The organism is Flavobacterium helocola (assembly GCF_038289885.1).
Classification (GTDB): domain Bacteria; phylum Bacteroidota; class Bacteroidia; order Flavobacteriales; family Flavobacteriaceae; genus Flavobacterium; species Flavobacterium cheniae.
The window spans coordinates 33,227-59,665 of sequence record NZ_JBBYHT010000006.1 but is presented as its reverse complement, the minus strand read 5'-3'; the positions used below and the strand labels follow the sequence as shown (position 1 = coordinate 59,665).

Here is a 26,439-nt window from a genome sequence, read left to right as displayed (position 1 = left end):
CGCAAAGACGCAAAGACGCAAAGATTTTTTTATATATTTACAAAAAGAATACATAAAAAATGAACTATCTCGCACATATTTACTTATCAGGAACTAACGATTTGCTAAAAATCGGGAATTTCATGGCAGATAGTATCAAAGGACATGATTATGAAAATTTCGATTCCGAAATAAAAAAAGGGATTTTATTGCACCGCCACATTGATAGTTTTACCGATATGCATCCTATTTACAGGCAAAGCAAGCATCGTTTGCACGAAAAATACGGACATTATTCGGGTGTGATTATGGATATTTTGTATGATCATTTTTTAGCAAAAAACTGGAGCAAGTTTTCTGACGAAAAATTAGAAAATTATGCCAACGATTTCTATCAATTATTACAAGACAATTACGATATTTTAACCGAGAGAATTAAAGGAATGATGCCGTATATGATTGCTAGAAATTGGTTTGTTAGCTATGCAACTATCGCTGGTTTAGAAATGATACTTTTTCAGATGGATTATAAGACTAAGCACAGAGCCAATATGCAAGAAGCGATTGTGGAATTACAAGATTTTTATACCGAATTTGAATCGGAATTTTTTCTCTTCTTTGAAGAATTAACTGTTTCGTGCCAACAAAAAATCGCTGAATTAAATGAAATTTTGTAACGAATTAAAAACACATTTTCGGAAAGAATCCAATAGAGAATTGGCAGTTCCGATGGAGAATTACATGAAAAATAATTTTTCTTTTTTAGGAATAAAAACTGAGAAAAGACGAGCGATTTTTAAATCAATTTATGAGCAAAATAAAGCCGAAATTAAATCCAATTTCAGAACTATTGCTTGGGAATTATTTCAAATGAAAGAACGAGAATTTCATCTAACCGGAATTGATTTATTAGTAAAAGAATCCAAGAAAAACTTTGTTATTGAAGATATTAAACTCATTGAAAAATTAATTATCACCAACTCATGGTGGGATTCGGTAGATACAATTGCAAAATATTTATTGGGCGGTTATTTACAACAATTTCCATTGGAAACTTTAAAAGTAATCGAACGTTTTTCAAATTCAAAAAACATGTGGCTGAACCGAAGTGCGATTTTATTTCAGTTGAGTTATAAAGAAAAAACAAATTTCGAAATTCTTATATCAGAATGCGAAAAACACAAACATTCTAACGAGTTTTTCATTCAAAAAGCTATCGGTTGGGCTTTACGCGATTATAGTCGTTTTAATCCATCAGGTGTTACAGCTTATGTAAACAGTACAAATTTAAAGCCTCTAAGTAGTAGAGAAGCCTTACGTTTACTATAATTTTTGTTTTATTTTTCAGATTAAAGATTTACCTTCGTAAAATACTTAAAAATAATGCCAAGAAAAAAAACGTTTTCTTTTAAAAACTTAATTCATAAGAATTTTAGACGTTTAGAACAGTTTATTTTTCTTTTGAAATCGTTACTTACACCACGACAATTTATTTATTTATCGTGTGTTTTAGTAGGGATTTCTTCTGCTTTGGCGGTAATTATTCTGAAAACTTTTGCGCATTGGGTTTTTAAATCGTCCCAAAAATTAGATGATATACTTCACCTTCCTTTTAGTAATAGTACTTTACCCATCATTGGAATTATCATCACAGTTATCATTATTAAAAAAGTGTTAGATGGTTCTATAGAAAAAGGAACTTCGCAAATTATGTATGCCGTTGCCAAAAAGCGAGGTATTATGCCTAGAAAGCAAATGTTTGCTCAAATAATTACAAGTTCATTTACCGTTGGTATGGGCGGAAGCGCAGGTTTAGAATCACCAATTACCATTACTGGAGCAGCTTTTGGTAGTAATTATGCACAAAATTATAGACTGAGTTATAAAGATAGAACGCTGTTATTAGCTTGTGGAGTTGCCGCCGGAATTGGTGCTGCTTTCAACGCGCCAATCGCAGGTGTTTTGTTTGCTATCGAAGTAGTTTTAGCCGAGATTAGTATTACGGCATTTATTCCAATTATGATTAGTGCTGCTACTGGAGCTTTAATTTCTACAATAGTTTTGAACGATACCATTTTATTCTCCTTTAAAAAGGTACAGTTTTTTGATTTTCATAATTTGCCTTATTATATTTTGCTAGGAGTTTTAAGCGGATTTGTCTCGATAAATTATGCCAGAACATTTCGAAAAATCGAACATTTTTTTGCAAGATTAAGGTTCAATTACATTAACAAAGCATTGTTTGGAGCGGGAATTTTAGGGATTTTGATTTTCTTTTTTCCATCACTTTTTGGAGAAGGATATGAAAGCATTAAACTTTTAGCCGACAATCAATCTGGAAAATTAGTGCAAAATACAGTTTTTGAACGCTTCCAAGATTCATCCTGGATTTTATTGATTTTTGTTAGTGTAACTATGCTAATTAAAGTGTATGCAACCAGTTTAACATTAGGTGCTGGTGGAAATGGAGGTAATTTTGCACCATCGCTATTTGTGGGTTCCTATTTGGGATTTTCGGTAGCAACTTTTTTTAATTTAATTGGATTTACAAAACTTCCTGTTGGTAATTTTACTTTAGTAGGAATGGCTGGAATACTAAGTGGATTATTTCATGCGCCGTTAACTGCAATTTTCTTAATTGCTGAAATTACTGGCGGTTATAATTTGATGGTTCCTTTAATGATTGTGTCTTCGGTAAGTTTTGCCATTTCTAAACGTTTTGAGCCGTATTCATTTGATATTAAAAATTTAGCGGACAAAGGGGAAGTTTTTACAGATAATCGCGATACCAATATTTTAAATTCTATTGATGTTTCTAAACTTATTCAAACCGATTTTAAAGCAATTTCTTTGAGCAATAGTTTAGAGGAATTGGTTCAAAAAATTCAAGAATCTGATGAACATATTTTTCCAGTTTTAGACGAAAAAAACAAACTACTTGGACTTATTCATTTGGATGAAATTCGACCAATTGTTTTCTCACAATTCAAAGTAAAATATACTGCTGTTGAAGAAATCATGCAACAACCAAAAGAAATTATCTTTTATGATGAAACCCTTGAAACCATCATGGATAAATTCGATTCTTCTGAATGTAAAGTTTTACCAGTGCTGAAAAACGGAATTTTTCTTGGTTTTATGTACAAACAATTAATTTTAGAAAAATATAGACATCGTTTGAAATCCATGATTATTGAATAAAAGGTCTTTATTTAACAAATTCTTATTCTTGCTTCAACCTAAATTTTCGCACTAAAATCAGTATCTTTGCGTTTTGCCAAAAATTATGCAACACACAACAGAAGAAACTATCGAAATTATTGGTGCTAGAGCCCATAATCTTAAAAATATTGATGTATCTATTCCGCGTGAAAAACTAGTGGTTATTACTGGTTTATCAGGTTCCGGAAAATCGTCATTGGCTTTTGATACGATTTATGCTGAAGGACAACGAAGATATATCGAAACGTTCTCTGCTTATGCACGTCAGTTTTTAGGCGGATTAGAACGTCCAGATGTAGATAAAATCGACGGACTTTCACCTGTGATTGCGATTGAGCAAAAAACGACCAGTAAATCGCCTCGTTCAACTGTTGGAACTATTACAGAAATTTATGATTTCTTACGTTTGTTGTATGCGAGAGGTGCAGATGCATTTAGCTACAACTCTGGCGAAAAAATGGTTTCGTATTCTGATGACCAAATAAAACAGTTGATTTTAGAAGATTTTAATGGCAAACGAATCAATATTTTAGCACCAGTTGTTCGTTCTCGTAAAGGGCATTACCGCGAATTATTTGAACAAATTGCCAAACAAGGTTTCTTGAAAGTTCGAGTAAATGGTCAAATTCGGGATTTGGAATTTGGTATGAAAGTCGATCGTTATAAAACACACGATATCGAAATTGTTATTGATAGAATGGCAATTGATACTGAAGAAGATACCGACAAACGTTTATCGGAAAGTATCAAAACCGCTATGTACCATGGTGATGACGTAATGATGGTGATTGAACAAGAAAGTCAAGAAGTACGCTTTTACAGCCGTAATTTGATGTGTCCGTCTTCTGGAATTTCGTATCCAAATCCTGAACCAAATAATTTTTCATTCAACTCTCCAAAAGGCGCTTGTCCATGTTGTAACGGATTAGGAACTGTGAATGAAATCAACTTACAGAAAATCATTCCAAATCCGAAATCATCGATAAAAAATGGTGGTTTTGCACCTTTGGGCGAATATAAAAGTTCATGGATTTTCAAGCAATTGGAAATTATCGCACAGAAATACGATTTCAAAATAACCGATGCTATCGAAACCATTCCGCAGGAAGCAATGGATATGATTTTATACGGTGGAAACGAGAAATTCTCAGTCGTATCAAAGGTTATGGGAATTACCAAAGACTATAAAATCGATTTCGAAGGAATTTCAAATTTTATCAAAAATCAATACGATAATTCCGATTCAGCAAGTATTAAGCGCTGGGCAAAAGAATTTATGGACGAAAATGATTGTCCAGAATGTAAAGGAACAAGATTGAGAAAAGAATCGTTATATTTCAAATTAAACGGAAAAAATATCGGCGAATTAGTCCAAATGGATATTGCCGAGTTATCCGATTGGTTTGCTGATTTAGACAATCATTTATCTGAAAAACAAAAAGTTATAGCCGTTGAGGTTGTTAAAGAAATTACCGCTCGCCTACAATTTTTGTTAGATGTTGGTTTGAATTATTTATCACTAAACCGAAGTTCAAAATCGCTTTCTGGTGGTGAAGCGCAACGTATTCGATTGGCAACGCAAATTGGTTCGCAATTGGTAGGTGTTTTGTATATTTTAGATGAACCAAGTATCGGTTTGCATCAAAGAGACAATGAGCGATTGATAAAATCTTTAGAGAGTTTACGCGACATCGGAAACTCGGTAATCGTAGTAGAACACGACAAAGACATGATTGAACGTGCCGATTATGTTATTGATATTGGTCCAAAAGCTGGTCGTTTTGGAGGGCAAATCATCAGTAAAGGAACACCGAAAGAACTATTACAAGAAGATACCATTACCGCACAATATTTAAACGGTAAAATGAAGATTGAAGTGCCAAAAACACGTCGTGAAGGCAACGGTAAATCCATCAAATTATCAGGCGCTACAGGAAATAATTTAAAAAATGTTTCGATTGAAATTCCGTTGGGAAAATTAGTTTGCGTAACGGGTGTTTCGGGAAGTGGAAAATCGACATTGATTAACGAAACATTGTATCCGATATTAAACGCACATTTTTTCAATGCGGTAAAAAAACCACAACCTTACAAGAAAATTGAAGGTTTAGAACATATCGATAAAGTAATCGACATCGACCAAAGTCCGATTGGAAGAACACCGCGTTCAAATCCAGCGACTTATACTGATGTTTTTTCGGAAATTAGAAGTTTATACACGCAAACGCCAGAAGCAATGATTCGCGGTTATAAGCCTGGAAGATTTAGTTTTAATGTAAAAGGCGGAAGATGTGAAACCTGTGAAGGTTCGGGTGTGAGAACCATCGAAATGAGCTTTTTACCTGATGTTTACGTGGAATGCGAAACCTGTATGGGAAAACGATTCAACAGAGAAACTTTGGAAATTCGCTATAAAGGAAAATCAATTTCTGATGTGTTGAATATGACTGTGGATGAAGCGGTAGAATTCTTTGAAAATATTCCGAAAATCTATCGAAAAGTAAAAACAATTCAAGATGTTGGATTGGGATATATCACGTTAGGGCAACAAAGCACAACACTTTCTGGTGGAGAAGCCCAACGTATTAAACTGGCAACCGAATTATCTAAAAAAGATACAGGAAATACCTTTTATATTTTAGACGAACCAACCACTGGGTTACATTTTGAAGACATTCGAGTTTTAATGGATGTTATTAATGTATTAGTTGAAAAAGGAAATACGGTATTAATCATAGAACATAATTTAGATGTTGTAAAACTAGCCGATTATGTAATTGACATTGGTTACGAAGGTGGAAAAGGTGGTGGAGAAGTGGTTGCAAAAGGAACTCCGGAAGAAATTATAAAAAATAAAAAAAGCTACACAGCACAGTTTTTGAAAAAAGAATTATCTTAGCAGGCTTTTTTAAAAATTAAAACGAAACGAATATGGCAGCAGATCAATACGAAAACGACGATCATAGAATTCAAGAAAAATTCAAGCAAAAGACTTGGAACGAAATACGATCAAACGATTCTTGGGCAATTTTTAAAATTATGTCTGAGTTTGTAAATGGATATGAATCAATGGGAAGAATAGGTCCTTGTGTATCTATTTTTGGTTCGGCAAGAACAAAACCAGATGATAAAAACTATTTATTAGCCGAAAAAATTGCATTCAAAATCAGTAAAGCGGGTTATGGTGTAATTACAGGTGGTGGTCCTGGAATCATGGAAGCAGGAAACAAAGGAGCGCATTATGGAGGAGGAATTTCGGTAGGTTTAAATATCGAATTGCCTTTTGAGCAACACTTTAATCCGTATATCGATAAAGATAAAAACTTAAACTTTGATTACTTCTTCGTGAGAAAAGTAATGTTTGTAAAATATTCACAAGGTTTCGTGGTAATGCCAGGAGGTTTTGGAACATTAGACGAATTATTCGAAGCAGTAACGTTGATTCAAACTAAGAAAATTGGAAAATTCCCTATTATTTTAGTAGGAACCGAATTTTGGTCAGGTTTATTAGACTGGATTAAAACGGTGATGATTGACAAAATGAAAAATGCCAATCCAGAAGACATGAACTTAATCAAAGTAGTAGATACAGAAGATGAAGTATTGGAAGCGTTAGATAACTTCTACAAAAAATACAATTTATCACCTAACTTCTAAAAAACTAAAAAGTCCTTCATTCGAAGGACTTTTTTTATTTTGAAATAAATTCTCTAATTTTTTGGATTACGGTTTCATCTCCTAAAATCTTACGATGCCCTAAACCTTCGGTTATCATGATTTCAGATTGTTTTAAATGTTTTTGTATATTATAAGCCGCTTTTACAGAAACATCATCATCATCTTTATCGTGAATAACGAATACAGGAATTTCTGTTTTTTCTGCTGCTTTGTAAGCGGAATAATCGTCCATTTTTCCACCAAATTTTGCTTCAAAATGATCTCTTAATTTGATTCCGAATTCAGGTTTTAGTTGTAGTTTACAAATGAAATCATCAATAATATCTTGAATGATATCACCACTTCCAATAATTACAGCTTTTTTAACTTGAAGATTTTGTTTAATTGCATTCAAAACCGACATACCTCCAAGTGAATGACCAATAGCAAATTCAAACGGTCCATACTGCTTTTCAATTTCTAAAATAGAAGCAATAAATTCAATCATAATTGACGAATTTCCTTTTGATTTACCGTGTGCTGGCGCATCAAAACTAATGGTCATGTAACCCATTTTCAGCAATTCATCAGCAATTTTCACCAATTGTGTTCCTCTTCCAGACCAACCATGGACTAAAAGTACTTTTTTATCACTTTTGCCATACTCATACACCACAATTTCTTTCTGGATTTCTGGAATAACAATACTCTTTTGAATACTATCGCGTTCCATATGCAGTTCACGCTTTGGTAATTTGTGACGAATTGGAGTTGTAAAAAGTTTGGCAGCAAATTTAGTGGTAAGAGAAGGAGAAACAGCTTGTAAAAACTTTGCTGTTAACAAAATAGCTTTAGGTATTTCTATAACTTGTGCTTGTTTTTGTTTCTTTTTAGGCATTTTTTTAAATTTGGTGCAAGTTACAACTTATGTAAATTTGAAGTACTATAGATTTTATAAAATAAAGTTAAAATGCAATTCTAATAGTATTGAATAATGGCATAAAATTTGGAAAAGTAACAGAGTTATCAAACAATAAATCGTATTTTCGTAAAAATTTTTCACTCATGAATTTCAAATTTAAATTTATCGCATTTGCTATCTTGGTACTCGTTGTATCATGTGCTAAAAATCCGTTTACAGGGAAAAGTACAATGGCATTAGTTCCTAATAGTCAAATTTTCCCATCTGCTTTTCAACAATATAATCAATTTTTATCTGAGAATAAGGTTATAAAAGGAACTGCGGATGCAAAAAGAATTGAAACAATTGGTACTAAAATCAAAACGGCTTCAGAAAGATGGTTAACTGCTAATGGTCATGCCGATTATTTAGAAGGTTATGCTTGGGAATATAAATTGGTAGATAGTAAAGAAGTAAATGCTTGGTGTATGCCAGGAGGAAAAATCGTTTTTTACACTGGAATTTTACCTATTTGTAAAGACGATGCAGGTATTGCTGCTGTAATGGGACATGAAGTAGCTCACGCATTGGCAAACCACGGACAACAACGTATGAGCGCAGGACTTTTACAACAATTAGGAGCCGTAGGAACTCAAGTAGCTGTTGGTAATAAAGATCCTCAAACGCAAGCTTTAATTATGCAAGCATATGGTGTGGGTTCTCAAGTAGGAGGAATGTTACCATTTAGCCGTTCTCATGAAAGCGAAGCTGATATGATTGGACTTACATTAATGGCAATTGCAGGTTATGACCCAATCAATGCTGTGAAAGTTTGGGAACGTATGGCTGCTAATTCAGGAGGACAAGCGCCACCAGAAATCTTAAGTACACATCCAAGTAACGAAACACGTATTAAAGAATTAACAGCTTTAATTCCTCAAGCAAAAGCGGAAGCAGCTAAGTTTGGTGTTACTTTCAAATAATTAAAAAATTACTATTATATTTGAATCCCGACAGTGTCGGGATTTTTTATTTTAAAATAATTCGTATGCAAAAACTTCAAAAAGGAGATTCTAAACTTCTAAACGCTTGGGCTTTTTACGATTGGGCAAACTCGGTTTATGCTTTGGTAATTTCCTCAACCATTTTTCCACTGTATTATGGAGCTTTATTTCGTCAAAAAAATATTGAAGAAATTGTGTTGTTTGGTTTTTCTGTAAGAAGTGAAGCTTTAATAAGTTATGTTACCGCTTTAGGATTTCTAATCATTGCTTTTATATCACCATTATTATCAGGAATTGCCGATTACATGGGAAATAAGAAGTTTTTCCTAAAACTTTTTTGCTATGTTGGAGCAACTTCTTGTATGTCACTTTACTTTTTTTCTTTAGATACAGTTGTTTTAAGTTTAGTTTCGTATTTGTTAGCCTTAATAGGATTTTGGGGTAGTTTAGTATTCTACAATTCCTATTTACCCGATATCGCTCACAAAGACCAACAGGATAAAATCAGTGCAAAAGGGTTTAGTTTAGGATATGTTGGTAGTGTTGTTTTATTATTGATTTGTTTAGCTGCAGTAATGTCGGTAGAAGATGATCAAAAGTTACAAATGATGCGTTATTCTTTTTTATTGGTTGGAATCTGGTGGATAGGTTTCAGTCAGTACACTTACTATTACTTACCAAATAATAAAAACGATAACAAACTGCATAAAAATGTACTATTTAATGGCTTTAAAGAGTTGCGAAAAGTTTGGCAACAAATAAAGGAATTAAAATCCTTGCGACGTTATTTAGGAGCTTTCTTTGTCTACAGTATGGCAGTACAAACCATTATGATTATTGCCGCTTATTTTGGAGAAAAAGAAGTGCAATGGGGAAGCGATAGTAAGCGTACAATGGGATTGATTGTTAGTATTTTATTGATTCAATTAATTGCTGTTTTAGGCGCATGGCTAACATCGAAACTTGTTGCTAAATACGGAAATATTACAATTTTAATTGGTTTAAATTTCTCTTGGATTTTAATTTGTACCTATGCTTATTTCGTAGTTACACCAAATGATTTTTACATTGCTGCAGCTTTCGTTGGATTGGTTATGGGAGGAATTCAATCCTTATCGCGTTCAACGTATTCTAAATTTATTCCAGAAGACACAAAAGACACAACTTCTTTCTTTAGTTTTTACGATGTAGCCGAGAAAATCGGAATTGTAATCGGAATGTTTACCTATGGTTATATCGCAGATGTAACGGGTAAAATTCAAAATGCCATCTTGTTTTTAATCTTATTTTTTGTTGTAGGATTACTTTTATTACTCAGAGTACCAAAAAAATAAAATATCTTTTTATATTTGGAAAAATAATTCAAACTAACTTATGAAAACTATAAAATCAATTCTAAAACTTTTAATTTTAACTTTAGCATTTACAACAGTTTCTTGTGATGATGAACCAGTTGATCCAGCGTTAGATCTTACAGCAGGAAATTCTTCTAATAGTTCATTTACTGCAAAGATTGATGGTACTAATTTTGTTGCTGCTCAAACCATTGGAGATTTTTCTGAAACAGCATTAGGGGATCAGTTGATAATAAGTGGTTTAACTAATAACGGAAAATCTATTTCTCTTCAAATTATAAATCCTTCTGTTGGAACTTTCCCAGCAAGTACGGAAAGTAGTAATTTAAGTTTGTTACAATATTTTGATACTGCTTTGGGTTCAATTAATGGAGCATTTTCTTCTTTTAATCCACTAACAAGTACATCTATTGGAACTATTACAATTACAAATTTTGATAGAACAAATGATAAAGTTTCAGGTACTTTTAGTTTTTCAGCATACAATATTTCAAATTCTACTACTAAATTAGTTACAGAAGGTGTTTTTACTAATGTAGAATTCGATAATCAAGTTGATTAATTTTAGTTTACAATATTCTAGAATCCCGAACTAACACTTCGGGATTTTTTTATGGCATACATCTTGAACTATTACTTTTGAAATTGCTATTTAAATTTATTTTATGATTTGATTATCAATAGAATAACGCTTTTATGCTTAATTTTGAATACTATTTCAAAAGATAATTACTGACAAAAAGACCATAAATATTATTATGCCGAATCAAAAAATACTAGCGCTTGACAATTTGTCACTTCAGGAAATGGATCCAGATTCAGAATTGATTCCATTAATGACGCCTGAGGATGAAGAAGAAATGAATAATGAGGCTTTGCCTGAGGATATTGCCATTTTACCTTTACGAAATACTGTTTTATTTCCAGGAGTTGTAATTCCAATTACCGCTGGAAGAGATAAATCGATTAAATTAATTAACGATGCCAATGCCAAAGGAAAAATCATTGGTGTTGTAGCGCAAATTGATGAAAACGAAGAAGATCCGTCACCAAGTGATGTGCATCATATTGGAACGGTAGCTCGAATTATGCGCGTTTTAAAAATGCCTGACGGAAATACTACTGTAATTCTTCAAGGTAAGAAACGTTTTGAAGTGGAAGCTTTTACACAAGAAGAACCCTATTTGAGAGCAAAAATCAAAGAGGTTGCAGAAGAGCGTCCAAATAATAAAAATGTAGAATTCAAAGCAATTATAGAATCAATTAAGGAATTGGCAATCCAAATTATCAAGGAAAGTCCAAATATTCCAACAGAGGCTACTTTTGCTATTAAAAACATTGAAAGTAATCCGTTTTTAATCAATTTTGTTTCTTCTAATATGAATCTTTCAGTTGAAGAAAAGCAAAAATTACTTTCGATTCCAAATTTAAAAGACAGAGCACTTGAAACCTTACGTTTCATGAACTTAGAGCTTCAAAAATTAGAAGTTCGCAACGATATTCAATCAAAAGTGCGTTTCGATTTAGACCAACAACAACGCGAATATTTCTTACAGCAACAAATGAAAACCATTCAAGAAGAATTGGGTGGCGTTTCGTATGAAGCCGAAATTGAGGAAATGCGTGCCAAAGGTTTAAAGAAAAAATGGGACGATAAAACAGCAAAACATTTCGAAAAAGAATTGTCAAAATTGCAACGTACGAATCCAAATTCGCCTGATTTTGGAATCCAACGCAATTATATTGAGTTATTTTTAGAATTGCCTTGGAACGAATTTACCAAAGATAATTTCGATTTAAAACGTGCTCAAAAAATTCTAGATAGAGATCATTACGGATTAGAAGATGTTAAAAAACGTATCATTGAGCATTTAGCGGTTTTGAAATTGCGAAACGATATGAAATCGCCAATTCTTTGTTTATACGGACCTCCAGGTGTGGGAAAAACCTCAATTGGAAAGTCGGTTGCAGAAGCATTAGGTAGAGAATACATCAGAATGTCACTAGGTGGTTTACGTGATGAAGCAGAAATTCGAGGTCACAGAAAAACCTATATTGGTGCGATGCCAGGACGTATTCTTCAAAACATTAAAAAAGCAAAAACATCTAATCCAGTGTTTGTTTTAGATGAGATTGATAAATTATCTACGAGTCATAATGGTGATCCATCTTCGGCTTTGTTAGAAGTTTTAGATCCTGAACAAAACAAAGAATTCCATGATAATTTCTTGGAATTAGGCTACGATTTATCAAAAGTAATGTTCATTGCAACTTCTAATAGTTTATCTCCAATTCAACCAGCACTTCGTGACCGTATGGAAATCATCGAAATGACAGGTTACACAATTGAAGAAAAAATCGAAATTGCTAAAACACATTTACTACCAAAACAATTAAAAGAACACGGATTAACAACTAAAGATTTACAAATTGGTAAAAAACAATTAGAAAAAATCGTAGTAGGTTACACACGTGAATCGGGTGTTCGTGGTTTAGAGAAAAAAATTGCTCAAGTGGTGCGTCACGCTGCAAAATCAATTGCAATGGACGAAACTTATAACGTAAAAGTTTCCGATGCTGATATTTTAGAAGTATTAAAATCGCCACGTATGGAGCGCGACAAATATGAAAATAATGATGTAGCTGGAGTTGTTACAGGTTTAGCTTGGACATCTGTTGGTGGTGATATTTTGTTTATCGAATCCTTAATTTCGAAAGGAAAAGGAGCCATGACCATGACTGGGAATTTAGGAACGGTTATGAAAGAATCGGTGACAATTGCTTTAGAATACATTCGCGCCAACGCTGAATTTTTAGGAATTGATCCAGAAGTTTTAAACAATTACAACATACACATTCACGTTCCAGAAGGAGCAACGCCAAAAGACGGACCAAGTGCCGGAATTGCCATGTTAACCTCAATGGTTTCTTCATTCACACAAAAAAGAATTAAGAAAAACATTGCCATGACAGGTGAAATTACACTTCGTGGAAAAGTATTACCTGTTGGTGGTATCAAAGAAAAAATCTTGGCTGCTAAAAGAGCCAACATCAAAGAAATCATTTTATGTAAAGAAAATAAACGTGATATTGAGGAAATCAAACCGGATTATATTGAAGGTTTAACGTTCCATTACGTAGATAAAATGAGCGAAGTTTTAGATATTGCCATTACGAATCAAAAGGTCAAAAACGCTAAAGTTTTAGAAACTAAAAAGTAATTTCAATATAATATCAAAAAGAACTCTCAATAAATTACTTATTGAGAGTTCTTTTTTTGTTTCCTAACTGATATAATTTTATCTTCGCAGTTGCGTTATATGTAAGATTAACACCAAAAAATGCTAAGAAAACTCTTATTCCTTTTTTCATTTCTGCTATCGGCTACAACATTTGGCCAAATAGGAGGTAAGAGTGTATATCAATTTTTAAACTTAGCACAATCTCCAAGACAAGCTGCTTTAGGCGGCAAAACGGTAACTGTAGTGGATTACGATGTAAATCAAGCGTTTTATAATCCAGCAACAATTAATGCCGAAATGCACAATCGTTTATCGGCAAATTATGGAAGTTATTTTGGAGAAGTTTCCTACGGAACAGCAGCTTATGCGTATACTTACGACCGTCATTTGCAAACATTTCATGCCGGAATAAGTTATGTCAATTATGGAACTTTTGAAGGAAGAGACGAATTAGGAAATTTAACTTCCGATTTTACAGGAAGTGAAGCCGTATTATCTGTTGGATATGCTTATAATATTCCTTGGACCGATATGTTTGTCGGCGCTAATGCTAAATTGATTTCGTCTACGTTAGAAAGTTACAATTCTTGGGGAGCAGCGGTAGATTTAGGATTTTTATACGTGGATTACGACAATGATATTAATTACGGTTTAACGGTTCGAAATTTAGGATTTCAAATTAAACCTTATCAAGATACGAATGAGAAATTGCCATTAGCCATTGACGCTGGAATTTCGCAATTAATGGAGAATGTCCCAATTCGTTGGCACATGACTTTTGAAAATTTACAGGAATGGAATATTGCTTTTTCAAATCCAAATAGGGCGGAAGGCAGTTTAGATGGAGGTTCGGAAGAAGAAAAAGTATCTTTTTTTAATAATGCTTTGCGACATGTCATTTTAGGTGCCGAATTATTTCCAGAAAAAGGTTTTAATATTCGATTAGGTTATAATTTTAGAAGAAGTGAAGAATTACGAATTTTAGAACAACGCCATTTTTCTGGAATTTCTGTTGGTTTTGGATTGCGATTTGGAAAAGTTAAATTTGATTATTCATATTCTAGATATACCGTGGCAGCTAATACCAGTTTATTTGGTTTGATGATTGATTTGGAATAAGAGAAGCAAGAGCAAAGAGTAAAGAAGCAAGAAATGAAAAAAATTACCATAGCAATAGACGGTTTTTCGTCAACTGGAAAGAGTACATTGGCTAAGCAATTGGCTGCAGCATTAGGTTACGTTTATGTAGATACAGGTGCGATGTATCGCGCGGTAGCTTATTTTGCTATGCAACATAACTTGGTTTCAGAAACGCATTTAGATAAAGCAGGTTTGGTTGCCCAATTACCTAATATCAATTTACGTTTTCAATTCAATCCGACTTTAGGATTTGCAGAAATGTATTTGAACAATGAAAACATCGAAACACCTATTCGAACGATTGAAGTTTCGCGTATGGTGAGTAAAGTGGCTGAAATTTCAGAAGTTCGTGCTGAATTAGTAGAACAACAACAAGCTATGGGCAAAGACAAAGGCATAGTAATGGACGGAAGAGACATCGGAACCGTAGTTTTCCCTGATGCTGAACTGAAATTATTCATGACAGCAAGTTCAAAAACCAGAGCACAACGCCGTTTTGACGAATTGGTAGAAAAAGGACAACACATTAATTTTGAAGATGTACTTCAAAACGTAGAAGAACGCGATTACATTGACACACATAGAGAAGATTCTCCTTTAGTAAAAGCAGATGATGCTATTGAAATTGATAATTCTTCTCTAAGTAAGAAAGAACAATTTGATATCGTATTGAATTTAGTAAAAGAAAAATTATAAACAACTAAACAAATAACAACATGAAATTTTTAAGCAATTCTTTGAAAGTGACTTTTTTATTATTATCGGTTTTATTTTTAAATGGATGTAGTAGTGATGAAGACAGCGACGAAACAACAGCAAACATTGAAGGTGTTTGGCAATTAGGAAGAATGTACGGTACAGCCAATTATACTGGCATGAACGCAAATTTAGAAGGCGATTCTGAAGGAACTATGGAGTTCAAAACAGATGGAACTTATGATAACGATATTATTAGTGCTTATATAACTGTTTCGATTCCTGCTATGAATTATTCTGAAACAACACCTATTGAAACAACTTCAACAACAGGTGTATATAATTATGACCAAACAACAGATGATTTAGAAATTGATGGAGAAATGTCGAAAGTAGTGGTGTTGAATGCTAATTTTATGAAAATTAAAACGCTAATCAACGATAGTGGTGTAACAGGAGAACTTTTTTCTGAATATCACAGATAAAATTTAAAAAAAACAAACAAAAAGGCTGTCACTTTTGAATGACAGCCTTTTTTATTTTGTTGTTTTGCTTTTCGCTTTCTCTTTAGCTTGTTTTTTAAAATAACCTCTAAACAAGAAATTGTGTTTTAACGCTTCTAAATTTTCGTTAAGCTTACCGCTGGCACCATTTAAATTCGTCATGGTTGAATCTATCTTTTTGACCAAATTTTCATCATTCGATAAATAATTCAGCGCACCTTTTCCTTCTTTTATATTTACAACTGTAGCGTTTAAGTTGGTAACTACTTTATCAATTTCGGCACTTGATTTTTCTAAATTGGTGATGATGTTTTTCATTTTTACCGCTACATCTTTATCATTTAAAACGCCAATTACATTGTCTTTTTGATTTAAAGAAAGTATTAAATGATTTAAGTTGTCAATCGATTTTACAGTTCCCAGTGAAGTTTCTTTCAAATTATGAATCGTTTCTTTCAAGTCTCTCGACATGACACTATCTTTTAATAAAGTACCAACAGTTCCTTTTCCTTGATTTATTTCGTTAGTTATTTTCAATAAGTCGGCTGTTAAAAGCGCTGCATTTTTATTGGTTTCATTTAATGTTTCTAGCATAGCATCAGTTCCAATGCGACTGTAAGATTGAATTACATCTCCATTCTCCACCTTTTTTGCGACACCTTTGCCTGGAATAATGTTAACAATCATATTTCCAACCAATCCATCCGAACTAATAGTAGCCACCGCATTTTTTTGAATATGATGCATTATTTTATTGTCAATTAACATGTTTATATTAATTGTGGTGTCATTTATCATTTCGATTTCGGTTACGGTGCCAATGTCAATTCCGGCGTAACGAACATTGTTTCCTGGCTGTAATCCGTTTACATTAGCAAAAACAGCTTTTAAGTTAGACGTGTTTCCAAACATATTTTGCTTGTTGCCAACAAAATAAATCGCAGCTAAGAAGACTAATGTTCCAATAATGACAAAGATTCCGAGTTGTATTTTTTGTGAATTTGATTTTTCCATTGTTACATTATTTAAAAAACGCTTGCACTTTAGGATCGGTTGAGCTTGATAATTCGCCAAACGTTCCCTCTATATAATTTACTCCGTCTATTAACAAAATCATGCGATTGGCAATTACTTTAGCACAATCTACATCATGTGTAATGATGATAGAAGAGGTATTGTATTTTTTTTGTACCGAATTCATCAAAAGTACAATTTCTTTCGATGTAATAGGATCTAAACCGGTTGTGGGTTCGTCGTATAAGATAATTTTTGGTTTTAAAATCAAGGTTCTGGCTAAGGCAATTCTTCGTTTCATACCGCCCGAAAGTTCGTTTGGCATTAAATCAATCGCATGAGCTAAACCTACGCTTTCAAGGGCTTCCATAACCAAAGGCGTAGTATCTTCAATTACACCAAATTTTTTCGTGTGACGACGTAATGGAAACTCTAAATTTTCTCGAACCGACATCGAATCATATAAGGCGCTTCCTTGAAATAGAAATCCGATTTCAGTACGTAATTCATCTAAATCTTCTTGTTCTAGGTTGTTGATTTCTTGATTCATCACTAAAATCGAACCGCTATCGGGTTGTTCTAAGCCAATCACACATTTAATCATCACCGATTTTCCTGAACCCGATTTTCCCATTACCACTAAATTCTCTCCTTCATACAATTCCAAATCAAAGCCATCCAAAACTACGTTAGTACCAAAACTTTTATGTAAGTCTTTGATACTAATAATCGCATTTTTTGAAGTTGTATTTGTTTTCATGGTTATAAATCGTAAAAAATATTAGTAACAAAAACCGCCACAAAGTCAATAATAAAAAGCAACATAGAAGTATAAACTACCGCTGCATTGGCTGCTTTTCCAACGCCAGCTGTACCTTTTTTACAGTTATAACCTTTGTAGCAACCCACTAAACCAATCGCAAACCCAAAAAAGAAGGTTTTGATGGTAGCCGGCACAATATCGCTGTATTCTAAAATATTGAAAACTTGGTTAAAGTATAAAGTAAAAGAAACATTTCCTTTGATGTTTTCCACTAAAAAGGAACCGTAAATAGCTATTAAATCTCCAACAATTACCAATAAAGGCAACATTAATGTGGTGGCTAAAATTCGGGTAATTACTAAATATTTAAATGGATTGGTTCCTGAAACTTCCATGGCATCAATTTGTTCGGTTACTTTCATGGAGCCTAATTCGGCACCAATACCTGAACCAATTCTACCGGCGCAAATTAAAGCAGTGATGATGGGTCCAATTTCACGAATAATAGAAACACTTACCATAGACGCCATCCAAGAAACAGCACCAAATTCCTGCAACGTAGGACGTGATTGTAAGGTAAATACCAAACCAATGATAAAACCCGTAACGCTGACTAATAACAAGGAGCGATTTCCAATATAAAAACACTGACGTAAAAATTCTTTGAATTCGTAAGGCGGTTTCCAAAATTCTTTGAAAAAGCGACCTGCAAAGTAAGAAAGTTCTCCTACTTCGATGAGAAAGTTTTGTAAAGCTTCAGTAAGATTGGCGAAATATTTTTTCATGAAGCATCGTAATTACAATCAAATATAGTGATTTTTAATGATATAAAAGCTGATTTTTGTAAGATATACCATAAAAAAATCCGATTTGAAATTTCAAATCGGATTGTAAGAATTATATTTAAATGCTATAATTCTTCTAACATGATTCGTTTTTTGTACTGTTTTATTTTTTTGAAATAGGTTGGCGTCAATCCCGTAATTTTTTTGAATTGATGCGATAAATGTGCTACACTGCTGTATTCCATTAACAAACTAATTTCGGTAAGCGTTAATTCATCATATAAAAGTAATTCTTTTACTCTTTCTATTTTGTTGATTATAATATAGTTAACTATTGTTGTGCCTGTAACTTCTGAGAATAACGACGAAAGGTGATTGTAATTGTAATCTAATTTTTCGCTGATATAATCAGAATAATTGATTTTAGGATTTTCTTCAGAATAATGAATCAATTCAATGATAATCGTTTTGGTTTTTTCTATTAGTAACGATTTTTTATCATCGATTAATTCAAGGCCTTTTTTTATAAGCCCTTTTCGAAGAAACTCCCTATCATCGCAGTGATGTCTTTTTTAAGATTTACTTCACCAAGTTCTATAGAAGTGTGTTTTAATTTTAATTTGTCAAGTTCTTCTTTAACGGCCATTTTGCAGCGAAGAGAAACCATGTATTTAATGTGTATTTTCATAAATGAAATTCCTGAATTAGTTGCTAAGCGAATATGATGCTTAATTGCATGATACGCTTTACTAATTGCTATTCTTGTAAAGGTACCTTTATAAGCGGTGCAAAACTAATTTTAATGAAAGTTAAATACTTACATAATTTTATGTTTCAGTTATATATTTATTAGCTTAAAAATTAAATTAAAACAAATACCATAATGCCACTCATCAGTATCATTAGAGCATCTTCTATAATTGTAATTGTACTCATTGGTAAATTAAAAACAGCTCCTAAACAAGCACATTGAATTTTTTTCTTATTCAAAACCGCTTGTAAAACTCCTATGATACTGATTGACATTACGATGAAAGTGATACTATTTGTTACTAAAGGAAACAAATTTGACAGAAATGAAAGTCCTAAACCTAATTCTACGAAAGGATACAAATAAGCCCAAAAAGGTATTTTTTTAGCAATAATATCATACATTTTATAACTTGCTGCAAAACCATTCAAATCCAACAGCTTGAAAAAGGAAAATGCTAAAAAGAAACCACCCATGAAATGATTCATCCATTTCATTACAATTTCAGTTGGTTCCATTTGATTCGATTTCATACTTTGTAAAGCCATAATGGTTGTGACTAATACAATATAAAAAAAGATCAGCAGTATGGGTTTGTAAATTTCGAACCAACTTTTTACCTCTTCATTAACTTCTACTTCTGCAGGGGTTTCAATATTATATTTAGTATCTAAAGCTTCTTTTAAGTCATTTAAAGCAACATGTTTATCCATGGTTATTATTACCAGCTCTGTATCTTTAGAAACGGTAACAGAAGTCACATTTTTAACTTGTAACAATGAGTTCTTTACTTTTTCTTCGCAACTTATGCAAGTCATTCCAGTTATTTTGTAAGTATGCTTCATATTGATATAATTTAATAAGTAACCCTAAAGTTACAGTAAAAAAAATCCGTTTTGCGTTAACAAAACGGATTCTCATAAATTTATTTCACAATATCAATGATAACGGTTCTGTTATAAAAACGTTCTTCTGGATATTTGTTTTCAAATGGTGCTAGTTTTTCATCTTCACCTTCACCACGAACTTTAAATGTTACATCGGTTCTTCCAGCTGCAGCAAGACTTTTTTCTAAGATGCCTTTTACATCATTTGCTCTTGCTAAAGATAAATCTTTGTTGTAATCAACTTCTCCAATAACATCAGTATGTCCTGTAATGATAACAGTAGCATTTTTCGGAATTTTTGGAGCCACAATATCTGTTAAATACTTGTCGTAAATAGCGATTGATTTTGATTCGTTAAATTCATAAATAACACTAAAACGAATACTTTCCTGAACCACTGGAGCCACATAAGGCGTTAAATGCATAGTGCTTTCTTGACTAATGATTTTACCCGATTTTGTAGTTCCGGTCATGATTACTTTGTAGTCACCTTCAGGTTGGTTGCCCATGATTGTTTTTCTAGGAATACTCACTTTTTCAACCATATAAGGTCCAAAGTTTTGAGATTTTCCTTTTTCATCTTTAATCTGTAACGACCATAATTTCAAGCTTTCTTCAGCGCCTTCAACGTTAAAAACTACATCACTATTAGGAGTTTGATTTCCCGTTACGATTTCTACAGGTTTTAATGGTGCATTTTTACCGCTTTGGAATTCCATCAACAATTCAGGTGAGTTACTTTCAATAGAAACTCTTCTGTCACCTTCTCTTAGTAATCCAAGTTCTTTTGTGCCACCGTTCTGTTCCGAAGGAACTTCTGGTTTGTCTCTACCTTCTACAGCAATTCTATTTTCTTTAATTTCAAAAACAGTTACCAAATAGTTTTTGATATTTTGAGCCATTACTAATCCTTCTTGGCGACCATTATTTGATGAACCTACTAAAGTTACTGTGGTATTTGGGTTTTTAACCATTCGGTCACCCAAAATATTCAAAATATTGTAATACACTAACATTTGACGTTCCGAACGACCCGACATGTTTTTAGGTGTATCAAATTGTACCTGATCTTCTTTGAAATCTTTCACCTGACTTTTGTTTAATACAACATAGCGGTTTGGAATTTCGGTTGAACCTTCATTAAAAAACACATAATTACGGATAGGGAATACTTCTCTTACCACTTTTACATATTCAACATTAGTAGGAGGGATGGCTGAAAAAACTACTTTTCCATCTACTGCTGCTGCTTCTACTAAATGACCTTGACCAAATTTCAATACAGCCCCAGCTCTAATAGTTGTTACATTCCACGTTTCTACATCTCTAGGATTTTGCCCAAAGTAAGGATGATAAGCAACAAACGGAGATAAAACGAATTGTGTTTTACTAGTTGTTGAATTTAACGGAATATCATAACCCATTCCTATTTGCATAGAGATGATGTTTTTATTTACATTACTAAAATCACCTTTTACATCTGGATTTTGCACTTGAAGTGGGAAATCTGGATTTGTTCCTTGTTCGTAAGTAAACGATTTGTCTTGAACAAAAGCAAATCTTGGTCCGCCATATAAGTAGAAACTAGATCTAAATGGAGCAAATCGTAAACTTGGTTCAATAGTAATGTAGCTTAATTTTGTTTCCAAATCGGCGGGACAATTACAAGGCGTTGTTACTTGATCAAATTTCCCTTGACGGCTATCATAACCCGCTTGAAAAATGAATCCCAATCTTGTGCCTGGTTTATGATATTCAATGTTAGGAGCTATAAATAGACCTATTCCTTTTCCATCATGAAAAGCAGTTGGCGGTGTAAAACCTTCATTTAACATGAAAGTAGAACCACCATAAAAATTAAAATTTGCGCCTGCTGCTACACCAAACATCCAAGAAGGTTTTGTGTATTCTTCTATTTGGGCATTTACTTTCGTAAAACCTAATAGTACTAAGGTAACTACAAACAAAGTTTGCAATTGAAGCTGTGACATGAATCTTGCTTTGGGAGATTCAATAGCTGTTGTATAATTTATTTTCATAATTTAAGTTTTAATTATTGAGGAACATTAATGGTAGTATTTACCATTGTTACAGATGAAACTAATGATAACGCTCTTCCATTTAAAACCGTTTGAACAGCATTACCTGCAGTTGAAAATGTTACTCCCGAATTGGCAATAATAGTTCCAACCATTGTTCCACCACCAGCACCATTAATAATTGCAGTACTTCCTACGTACCAAAATACATTTTTAGGTAAAGCACCGTTAATTAAGACAACACTTTTAGCTCCTGTAGGACCAGCAATACCAACTGTTAATCCAGCAGCGGTTTGAAAAATCCATACGGCATTTGGATCACCTTGTGCGTCAAGCGTTAGGTTACCATTTGAAATATTGAAAGTACCACTATCTGATTTGTAAATACCAGGCGCTAACGTTAATCCGCCAAGTTCTCCTGCTCCAGGATCAATTCCACCTGGCATTGATGCTGGCGAAATACTTAAGTAAGCTGCATTTGCATCTGCTAAAGCTTGAGTAGCAATCGCAAACGAAGTAGCCGTTCCTGGCATTGGTGGCGCTGTAAAAATAGCTCCTGTTACATTTCCTACATTTAAAGGTGTTTCAGTATAAATAGCTGTTGCATCATGAAAACCTGTAATTAAAGTAGATGCAGCAGTAGTGGCAATACTTCCGTTGATAACAGTATTTATTCCTTGATTGGTTATTCCTGCGTTTCCACCAAAAGCTCCAAAAGGAGAAGCTGAACCTAAATCGGGAGCATTCGAACTATTAATAGTTGTAAATGTCCAAACATAATTATTAGCAATAGCTACACCTGCAACATTTTTCGCTCCAGTTGTAATAGTAGCTGTAAATACAGCATTGGCTAAAAGTGGATTGTTTGGAGTAAAAGACGCCATGTTTCCGCTATAACTAACAGAACCTAAAATTACATCCGTTCCTTGTTTTAAAGTAAAAGTAGAAGTAGTAATCGTTAAAGGATCCATTGCCATATCAAATGTTGCTGTTACGACTTTATTTAATAGCACACCTGTTTCAGTATTAAAAGGATCGGTTAGAATTACTCTTGGTGCTACAATAGCTCCAGTAGTAAAATTCCAAACATAATTTGATGCTAAAGCAACGCCAGCCATGTTATGAGCTCCAGTTGTAATGGTAGCAGTGTAAACAGTATTTGCAGTTAAGTTGGCATTTGGAGTAAATAAGGCTGTATTACCTGAATACGTTACAACACCAGTAATGGTAGTAGTACCTTGTTTCAATGTAAATGTAGACGTATTAATAGTAGCTGGATCCATTGGCATATTAAAGGTAGCGCTAACTACTTTGTTTAATACCACTCCTCTTTCATTAGGTGTTGGACTTGTTGTAAGGACAAGAGGTTGTAAAGTAGCCCCTGTACTAAACGAAAACAAGTAATCTTCTTGCAAGGCATTTCCTCTTAAGTCTTTTACAGCAGTAGTAATTCTTACTACATACGTTGTGTTTGGAGTTAAATTTACTGAAGGAGTAAAAGTAGCCGTTACACCAGAATACGTTAAAGTACCTGCAATAGTTGAAGCGCCAGTTACAATAAACGAAGAAGAATTTATAGTCGAAGGGTTCATTTCTTCATTAAAAGTAACAGTGATTACTTGATTAAGAGGTACGTTTGTAGCTGCGTTATCAGGATTTGTATCAATGACTAATGGGCATACGCCCGCCGTTTCTTGAAAATCATCCTCTGCGCAACCAGAGATTAAAGTAGCTAAAACTATCGCAATAGTTACTAGAAAGTTTTTTTGTTTCATTATATGAATTATTTATGAAACAAAGGTGAACCTAATTTATACCGATAGTGTTATACAACAAAATGTATTTGTTACATATATCCAATTAAAAAAACATCCAACTTGAGGTTTTAGATAAGGGGGTTTGGGTTTTTATTTTTCACGCAAAGGGATTCGCCTGAGAGTATGAAAAATTCAATCTATTTTCACATGTTTGAATCGGTTATGGTAATTTGATTTAAACTCATAGACTATTTTTTTTATTTCGACTACCTCGGGTTTCGTTACCGACATTTAAAACAATTTCCGAATGTAAATATTCAGCCGCAGCGGCAGAATCTTTTACTTTTGTGGCACTACGATGTACCATTTCTGTTTCATAATCTGATAAAATTGAATCTCGGAGACCTTTTGTTTTCCATGAAGTAGAATTTTTACATCCTATATGAATTTTTCTGGCTAAAGAAATCGCATCTAACAAAGCCTGATTGGCACCTTGACCTTTAAACGGACTCATTGGATGTGCAGCGTCTCCAATTAGAGTGATGTTTTTAGCGTTTTTTAACTGTTCTGTTTGTAAAGTTTGTCTGTCGTAAACTGGATATCCTGAAATTTCGTTTTCATTAGTTGCTGCAATTATTTGTGGAATGGGACTATGCCATTGCGTTTTTTTTGCCGCTTCTTCTTTTAATGCTTTTGTTCCTTTACTGCTTAGTTCTTTTGCATCTTCTTCTGTCATTGGAAAACTAAGTTGCCACATTATAGAATTTTTGGTAAAGGGCATCATGTAAATTCTCTCGTTCCCATTTGCGGTTTGGAAAACGGTTTCCGAATCAAGTAAATCGCTTTCTAAATTTTGCAAATTTTCTAAAGAACAAATCCCGAGAATTACAATACAACCTAAATAGTGTAAAGGATAATCTTGTTCATTAATGACTTGCTTTCGAACAGAACTTCTAATTCCGTCTGCTCCAACTAAAAGATTAGTTTTGAATTCTTTTAATTCGCCATTAACCTGAAAAGTTAAGTTAATTTCGTTATTTTCAAGTTCGTTGATACTGGTTAATTGATGTCCCCACTTTACAGAATTACTGTCAGTAAGCTGATTGAGTAACTGCATTCGTAGGGATTGTCTAGGAATATGGATGTTTTTTCTTTTTGAGTTTTCCTCCGAAGAAGTATTTGATGTTGAGTTGTTAGGCAGCCATTTTCTTAAACCCCATTCGCCAATTATTTTCCCATCAGTAGTATGCACGATGTGTTTTGAAGAAATTATGGCGTCTTTTAAATTGTTGATTCCAAATGCTTCAATGGTCTTACTTGCTTGTTGTAAAGTTAAGCCATACCCTTGTGATCGGTCGTTAACTGTATTGTCGCGTTCAAATAGTGTAAATGGAATTTTTCGATGTAAACAGGCTACAGCTAATGCAGTACCACCAATTCCACCACCAATAATTGCAACATGAGGTAAGTTTTCTGTATCTGGTTGTATTTCATTTTCTGAAGTAAGAATTCCAGTTCCATTACATGTTTTACAAGAATATTTTTGACCAATTGGTGGGGTAGGGACTATTTGATTAGAAGTTGAAGTTGAATATTTTTCTAAAGAAATTTGATATTGAAGCCGTGCTTTTTTACTTATTTTACGTGTCTTCTTTCCAATTCCGGCACAGTCTTCACAACTAGTAAAAAATGTTTTTATGTTTCCCTCTTTTTCCACTTCCATCATTGTTTTATGCGAAATCAAAATTTTATTACAGTAGTTTTACTATTAAATAAAAATACTTTTTAAATGTAATGTTCTTATTTTTTAGTTGTTTTCAAAGGTACAAATTTAATAGTTCTATTAATAGAATAAGACCTAATTCACCATCAATGCCTGAGCCGAAATAGTAAAAACAAAATCCGACTTGTGGTGGAGTCGGATTTTGTTTGTGGGCACGGATTGTAAATCCATACTATTAATGTATTAGTTTCTATTCTTCATTTAATTTAGAAGTGTCTATTCCTTTGAGGAGTAACCATAAGCATAGCGATAGTTCTCCAAGTAAAATTGGAATTGCTAAATAATTGAAAATTGGATTTGAAAACCCTTTAGATAAGAACATTGTAAAACTATTTATCAAATAGCATAATCCTGCCAATGCATAAAACATTCCGATTGTTTTTGGAATTGCTTTGGTTTTGTAAATTACATATCCAATTATTAGGCAATAGAATCCAAAGAAAACTAATCCGACTGCATAGCCTTGTGATTGTATATTTAATGATAAAAGCGATAGTGTTGCTAACTGGTTTTGTTGAAACGTGTTTAAGTAAGTGTCGTTACTTAATAGCAACAATGGCAAAATTTGATTGAGCAGATTTACTGCAATAATAGCGGTTTGAATAATAACTAATGCTAAGGCAATTTGTAGTAACACTTTATGTGTTTTTTTGAAAAAATAATAAATAATGACTACTGTGGGTAAACCAACAACAAAGTTGATAAGATCAGCCACAAAACCTAAACGAAAAAGCATTTCATTAGCTTGGATATTGTGAGCAGTTGCCATAGCATCGTTTGATACTCTTAATGCTTGTCTAACAAAAACTTCTGAAAAAAAACCAGTAGCTATTACAATTAAATAGCAAAAACCTGCAATTCGAGCTACATTTTTATCTGAAATCATTTTTTTATTTTTTTAGGCAATGTTTGTGAAAATAGTTCTAAGGTAAGGATAAGATAAGCATGGATTGGAAATCTG

At 33.2% G+C, this 26,439-nt stretch carries 22 protein-coding genes; 12 read left to right on the top strand and 10 right to left on the bottom strand.

Features of this window, described 5'->3' with window-relative positions; genetic code table 11:
• Positions 1 to 59 precede the first annotated feature (59 nt).
• From AAEO58_RS12005 to AAEO58_RS11985, 5 genes are all read left to right on the top strand, one after another.
• Entirely contained in the window at positions 60 to 656 is a 597-nt protein-coding gene (locus AAEO58_RS12005; protein WP_341683625.1) for an acyl carrier protein phosphodiesterase, read from the top strand.
• Positions 643 to 1,308 (top strand): DNA alkylation repair protein, encoded by a 666-nt coding sequence (locus AAEO58_RS12000; protein ID WP_341683624.1) that lies wholly within the window; start codon positions 643 to 645, stop codon positions 1,306 to 1,308. The genes AAEO58_RS12005 and AAEO58_RS12000 overlap by 14 nt, the downstream gene beginning before the upstream one ends.
• A gap of 54 nt (positions 1,309 to 1,362) precedes the next feature.
• Entirely contained in the window at positions 1,363 to 3,180 is a 1,818-nt protein-coding gene (locus AAEO58_RS11995) for a chloride channel protein (RefSeq protein WP_341683622.1), read from the top strand.
• 85 nt (positions 3,181 to 3,265) lie between these two features.
• The gene (gene uvrA / locus AAEO58_RS11990) at positions 3,266 to 6,100 is read left to right on the top strand and encodes an excinuclease ABC subunit UvrA (protein WP_341683621.1); all 2,835 of its coding nucleotides are present in this window, start codon (positions 3,266 to 3,268) and stop codon (positions 6,098 to 6,100) included.
• A gap of 32 nt (positions 6,101 to 6,132) precedes the next feature.
• Positions 6,133 to 6,858, top strand: a complete 726-nt coding sequence (locus AAEO58_RS11985; RefSeq protein ID WP_262318678.1) for an LOG family protein — start codon at positions 6,133 to 6,135, stop codon at positions 6,856 to 6,858.
• A gap of 34 nt (positions 6,859 to 6,892) precedes the next feature.
• On the opposite strand, the gene AAEO58_RS11980 is transcribed toward AAEO58_RS11985, so the two are convergent.
• Positions 6,893 to 7,756, bottom strand: coding sequence for an alpha/beta hydrolase (locus AAEO58_RS11980; protein WP_341683619.1), 864 nt, complete (start codon positions 7,754 to 7,756; stop codon positions 6,893 to 6,895).
• Positions 7,757 to 7,923: 167 nt separating this feature from the next.
• Between AAEO58_RS11980 and AAEO58_RS11975 the strand changes: the two genes are divergently transcribed.
• From AAEO58_RS11975 to AAEO58_RS11945, 7 genes are all read left to right on the top strand, one after another.
• Positions 7,924 to 8,742, top strand: a complete 819-nt coding sequence (locus AAEO58_RS11975) for a M48 family metallopeptidase (protein ID WP_341683618.1) — start codon at positions 7,924 to 7,926, stop codon at positions 8,740 to 8,742.
• A gap of 65 nt (positions 8,743 to 8,807) precedes the next feature.
• Complete coding sequence (locus AAEO58_RS11970) at positions 8,808 to 10,097, top strand: MFS transporter (RefSeq protein WP_133606329.1); 1,290 nt, start codon at positions 8,808 to 8,810, stop codon at positions 10,095 to 10,097.
• 40 nt (positions 10,098 to 10,137) lie between these two features.
• Positions 10,138 to 10,680: a Riean_0653 family protein gene (locus tag AAEO58_RS11965; protein WP_341683616.1), complete on the top strand. Its 543-nt coding sequence runs from the start codon at positions 10,138 to 10,140 to the stop codon at positions 10,678 to 10,680.
• A gap of 196 nt (positions 10,681 to 10,876) precedes the next feature.
• Positions 10,877 to 13,339 carry an endopeptidase La gene (gene lon / locus AAEO58_RS11960; RefSeq protein ID WP_133606333.1) on the top strand — a complete coding sequence of 821 codons (2,463 nt, stop codon included), beginning with the start codon at positions 10,877 to 10,879 and terminating at the stop codon, positions 13,337 to 13,339.
• Between the two features lie 120 nt (positions 13,340 to 13,459).
• On the top strand, positions 13,460 to 14,479 hold the full coding sequence (gene porQ, locus AAEO58_RS11955; RefSeq protein ID WP_341683614.1) for a type IX secretion system protein PorQ: 1,020 nt from the start codon (positions 13,460 to 13,462) through the stop codon (positions 14,477 to 14,479).
• Between the two features lie 33 nt (positions 14,480 to 14,512).
• On the top strand, positions 14,513 to 15,196 hold the full coding sequence (gene cmk, locus AAEO58_RS11950) for a (d)CMP kinase (protein ID WP_341683613.1): 684 nt from the start codon (positions 14,513 to 14,515) through the stop codon (positions 15,194 to 15,196).
• 20 nt (positions 15,197 to 15,216) lie between these two features.
• Positions 15,217 to 15,681 carry a hypothetical protein gene (locus AAEO58_RS11945; RefSeq protein WP_133606341.1) on the top strand — a complete coding sequence of 155 codons (465 nt, stop codon included), beginning with the start codon at positions 15,217 to 15,219 and terminating at the stop codon, positions 15,679 to 15,681.
• A gap of 51 nt (positions 15,682 to 15,732) precedes the next feature.
• Here the strand turns inward: AAEO58_RS11945 and AAEO58_RS11940 are convergent, their stop codons facing one another.
• The 9 genes from AAEO58_RS11940 to AAEO58_RS11900 all read right to left on the bottom strand — a co-directional run bounded on the left by AAEO58_RS11940 (position 15,733) and on the right by AAEO58_RS11900 (position 26,364).
• A complete protein-coding gene (locus AAEO58_RS11940; protein ID WP_133606343.1) occupies positions 15,733 to 16,713 on the bottom strand; it encodes an MlaD family protein in 981 nt (326 codons plus the stop codon).
• A 7-nt stretch (positions 16,714 to 16,720) separates the two neighbouring features.
• Positions 16,721 to 17,473, bottom strand: coding sequence for an ABC transporter ATP-binding protein (locus tag AAEO58_RS11935; protein ID WP_341683612.1), 753 nt, complete (start codon positions 17,471 to 17,473; stop codon positions 16,721 to 16,723).
• Positions 17,474 to 17,475: 2 nt separating this feature from the next.
• Positions 17,476 to 18,261, bottom strand: coding sequence for an MlaE family ABC transporter permease (locus AAEO58_RS11930; RefSeq protein WP_341683611.1), 786 nt, complete (start codon positions 18,259 to 18,261; stop codon positions 17,476 to 17,478).
• A gap of 125 nt (positions 18,262 to 18,386) precedes the next feature.
• Positions 18,387 to 18,713: a helix-turn-helix domain-containing protein gene (locus AAEO58_RS13440; protein WP_481129027.1), complete on the bottom strand. Its 327-nt coding sequence runs from the start codon at positions 18,711 to 18,713 to the stop codon at positions 18,387 to 18,389.
• Between the two features lie 409 nt (positions 18,714 to 19,122).
• A complete protein-coding gene (locus tag AAEO58_RS11920; protein ID WP_341683609.1) occupies positions 19,123 to 19,857 on the bottom strand; it encodes a heavy-metal-associated domain-containing protein in 735 nt (244 codons plus the stop codon).
• 80 nt (positions 19,858 to 19,937) lie between these two features.
• Entirely contained in the window at positions 19,938 to 21,938 is a 2,001-nt protein-coding gene (locus AAEO58_RS11915) for an OmpA family protein (protein ID WP_341683608.1), read from the bottom strand.
• 14 nt (positions 21,939 to 21,952) lie between these two features.
• On the bottom strand, positions 21,953 to 23,713 hold the full coding sequence (locus tag AAEO58_RS11910; RefSeq protein ID WP_341683607.1) for an Ig-like domain-containing protein: 1,761 nt from the start codon (positions 23,711 to 23,713) through the stop codon (positions 21,953 to 21,955).
• 223 nt (positions 23,714 to 23,936) lie between these two features.
• Complete coding sequence (locus tag AAEO58_RS11905) at positions 23,937 to 25,421, bottom strand: FAD-dependent monooxygenase (protein WP_341683605.1); 1,485 nt, start codon at positions 25,419 to 25,421, stop codon at positions 23,937 to 23,939.
• Positions 25,422 to 25,668: 247 nt separating this feature from the next.
• Positions 25,669 to 26,364: a DUF4386 domain-containing protein gene (locus AAEO58_RS11900; RefSeq protein ID WP_341683604.1), complete on the bottom strand. Its 696-nt coding sequence runs from the start codon at positions 26,362 to 26,364 to the stop codon at positions 25,669 to 25,671.
• Positions 26,365 to 26,439 lie beyond the last annotated feature (75 nt).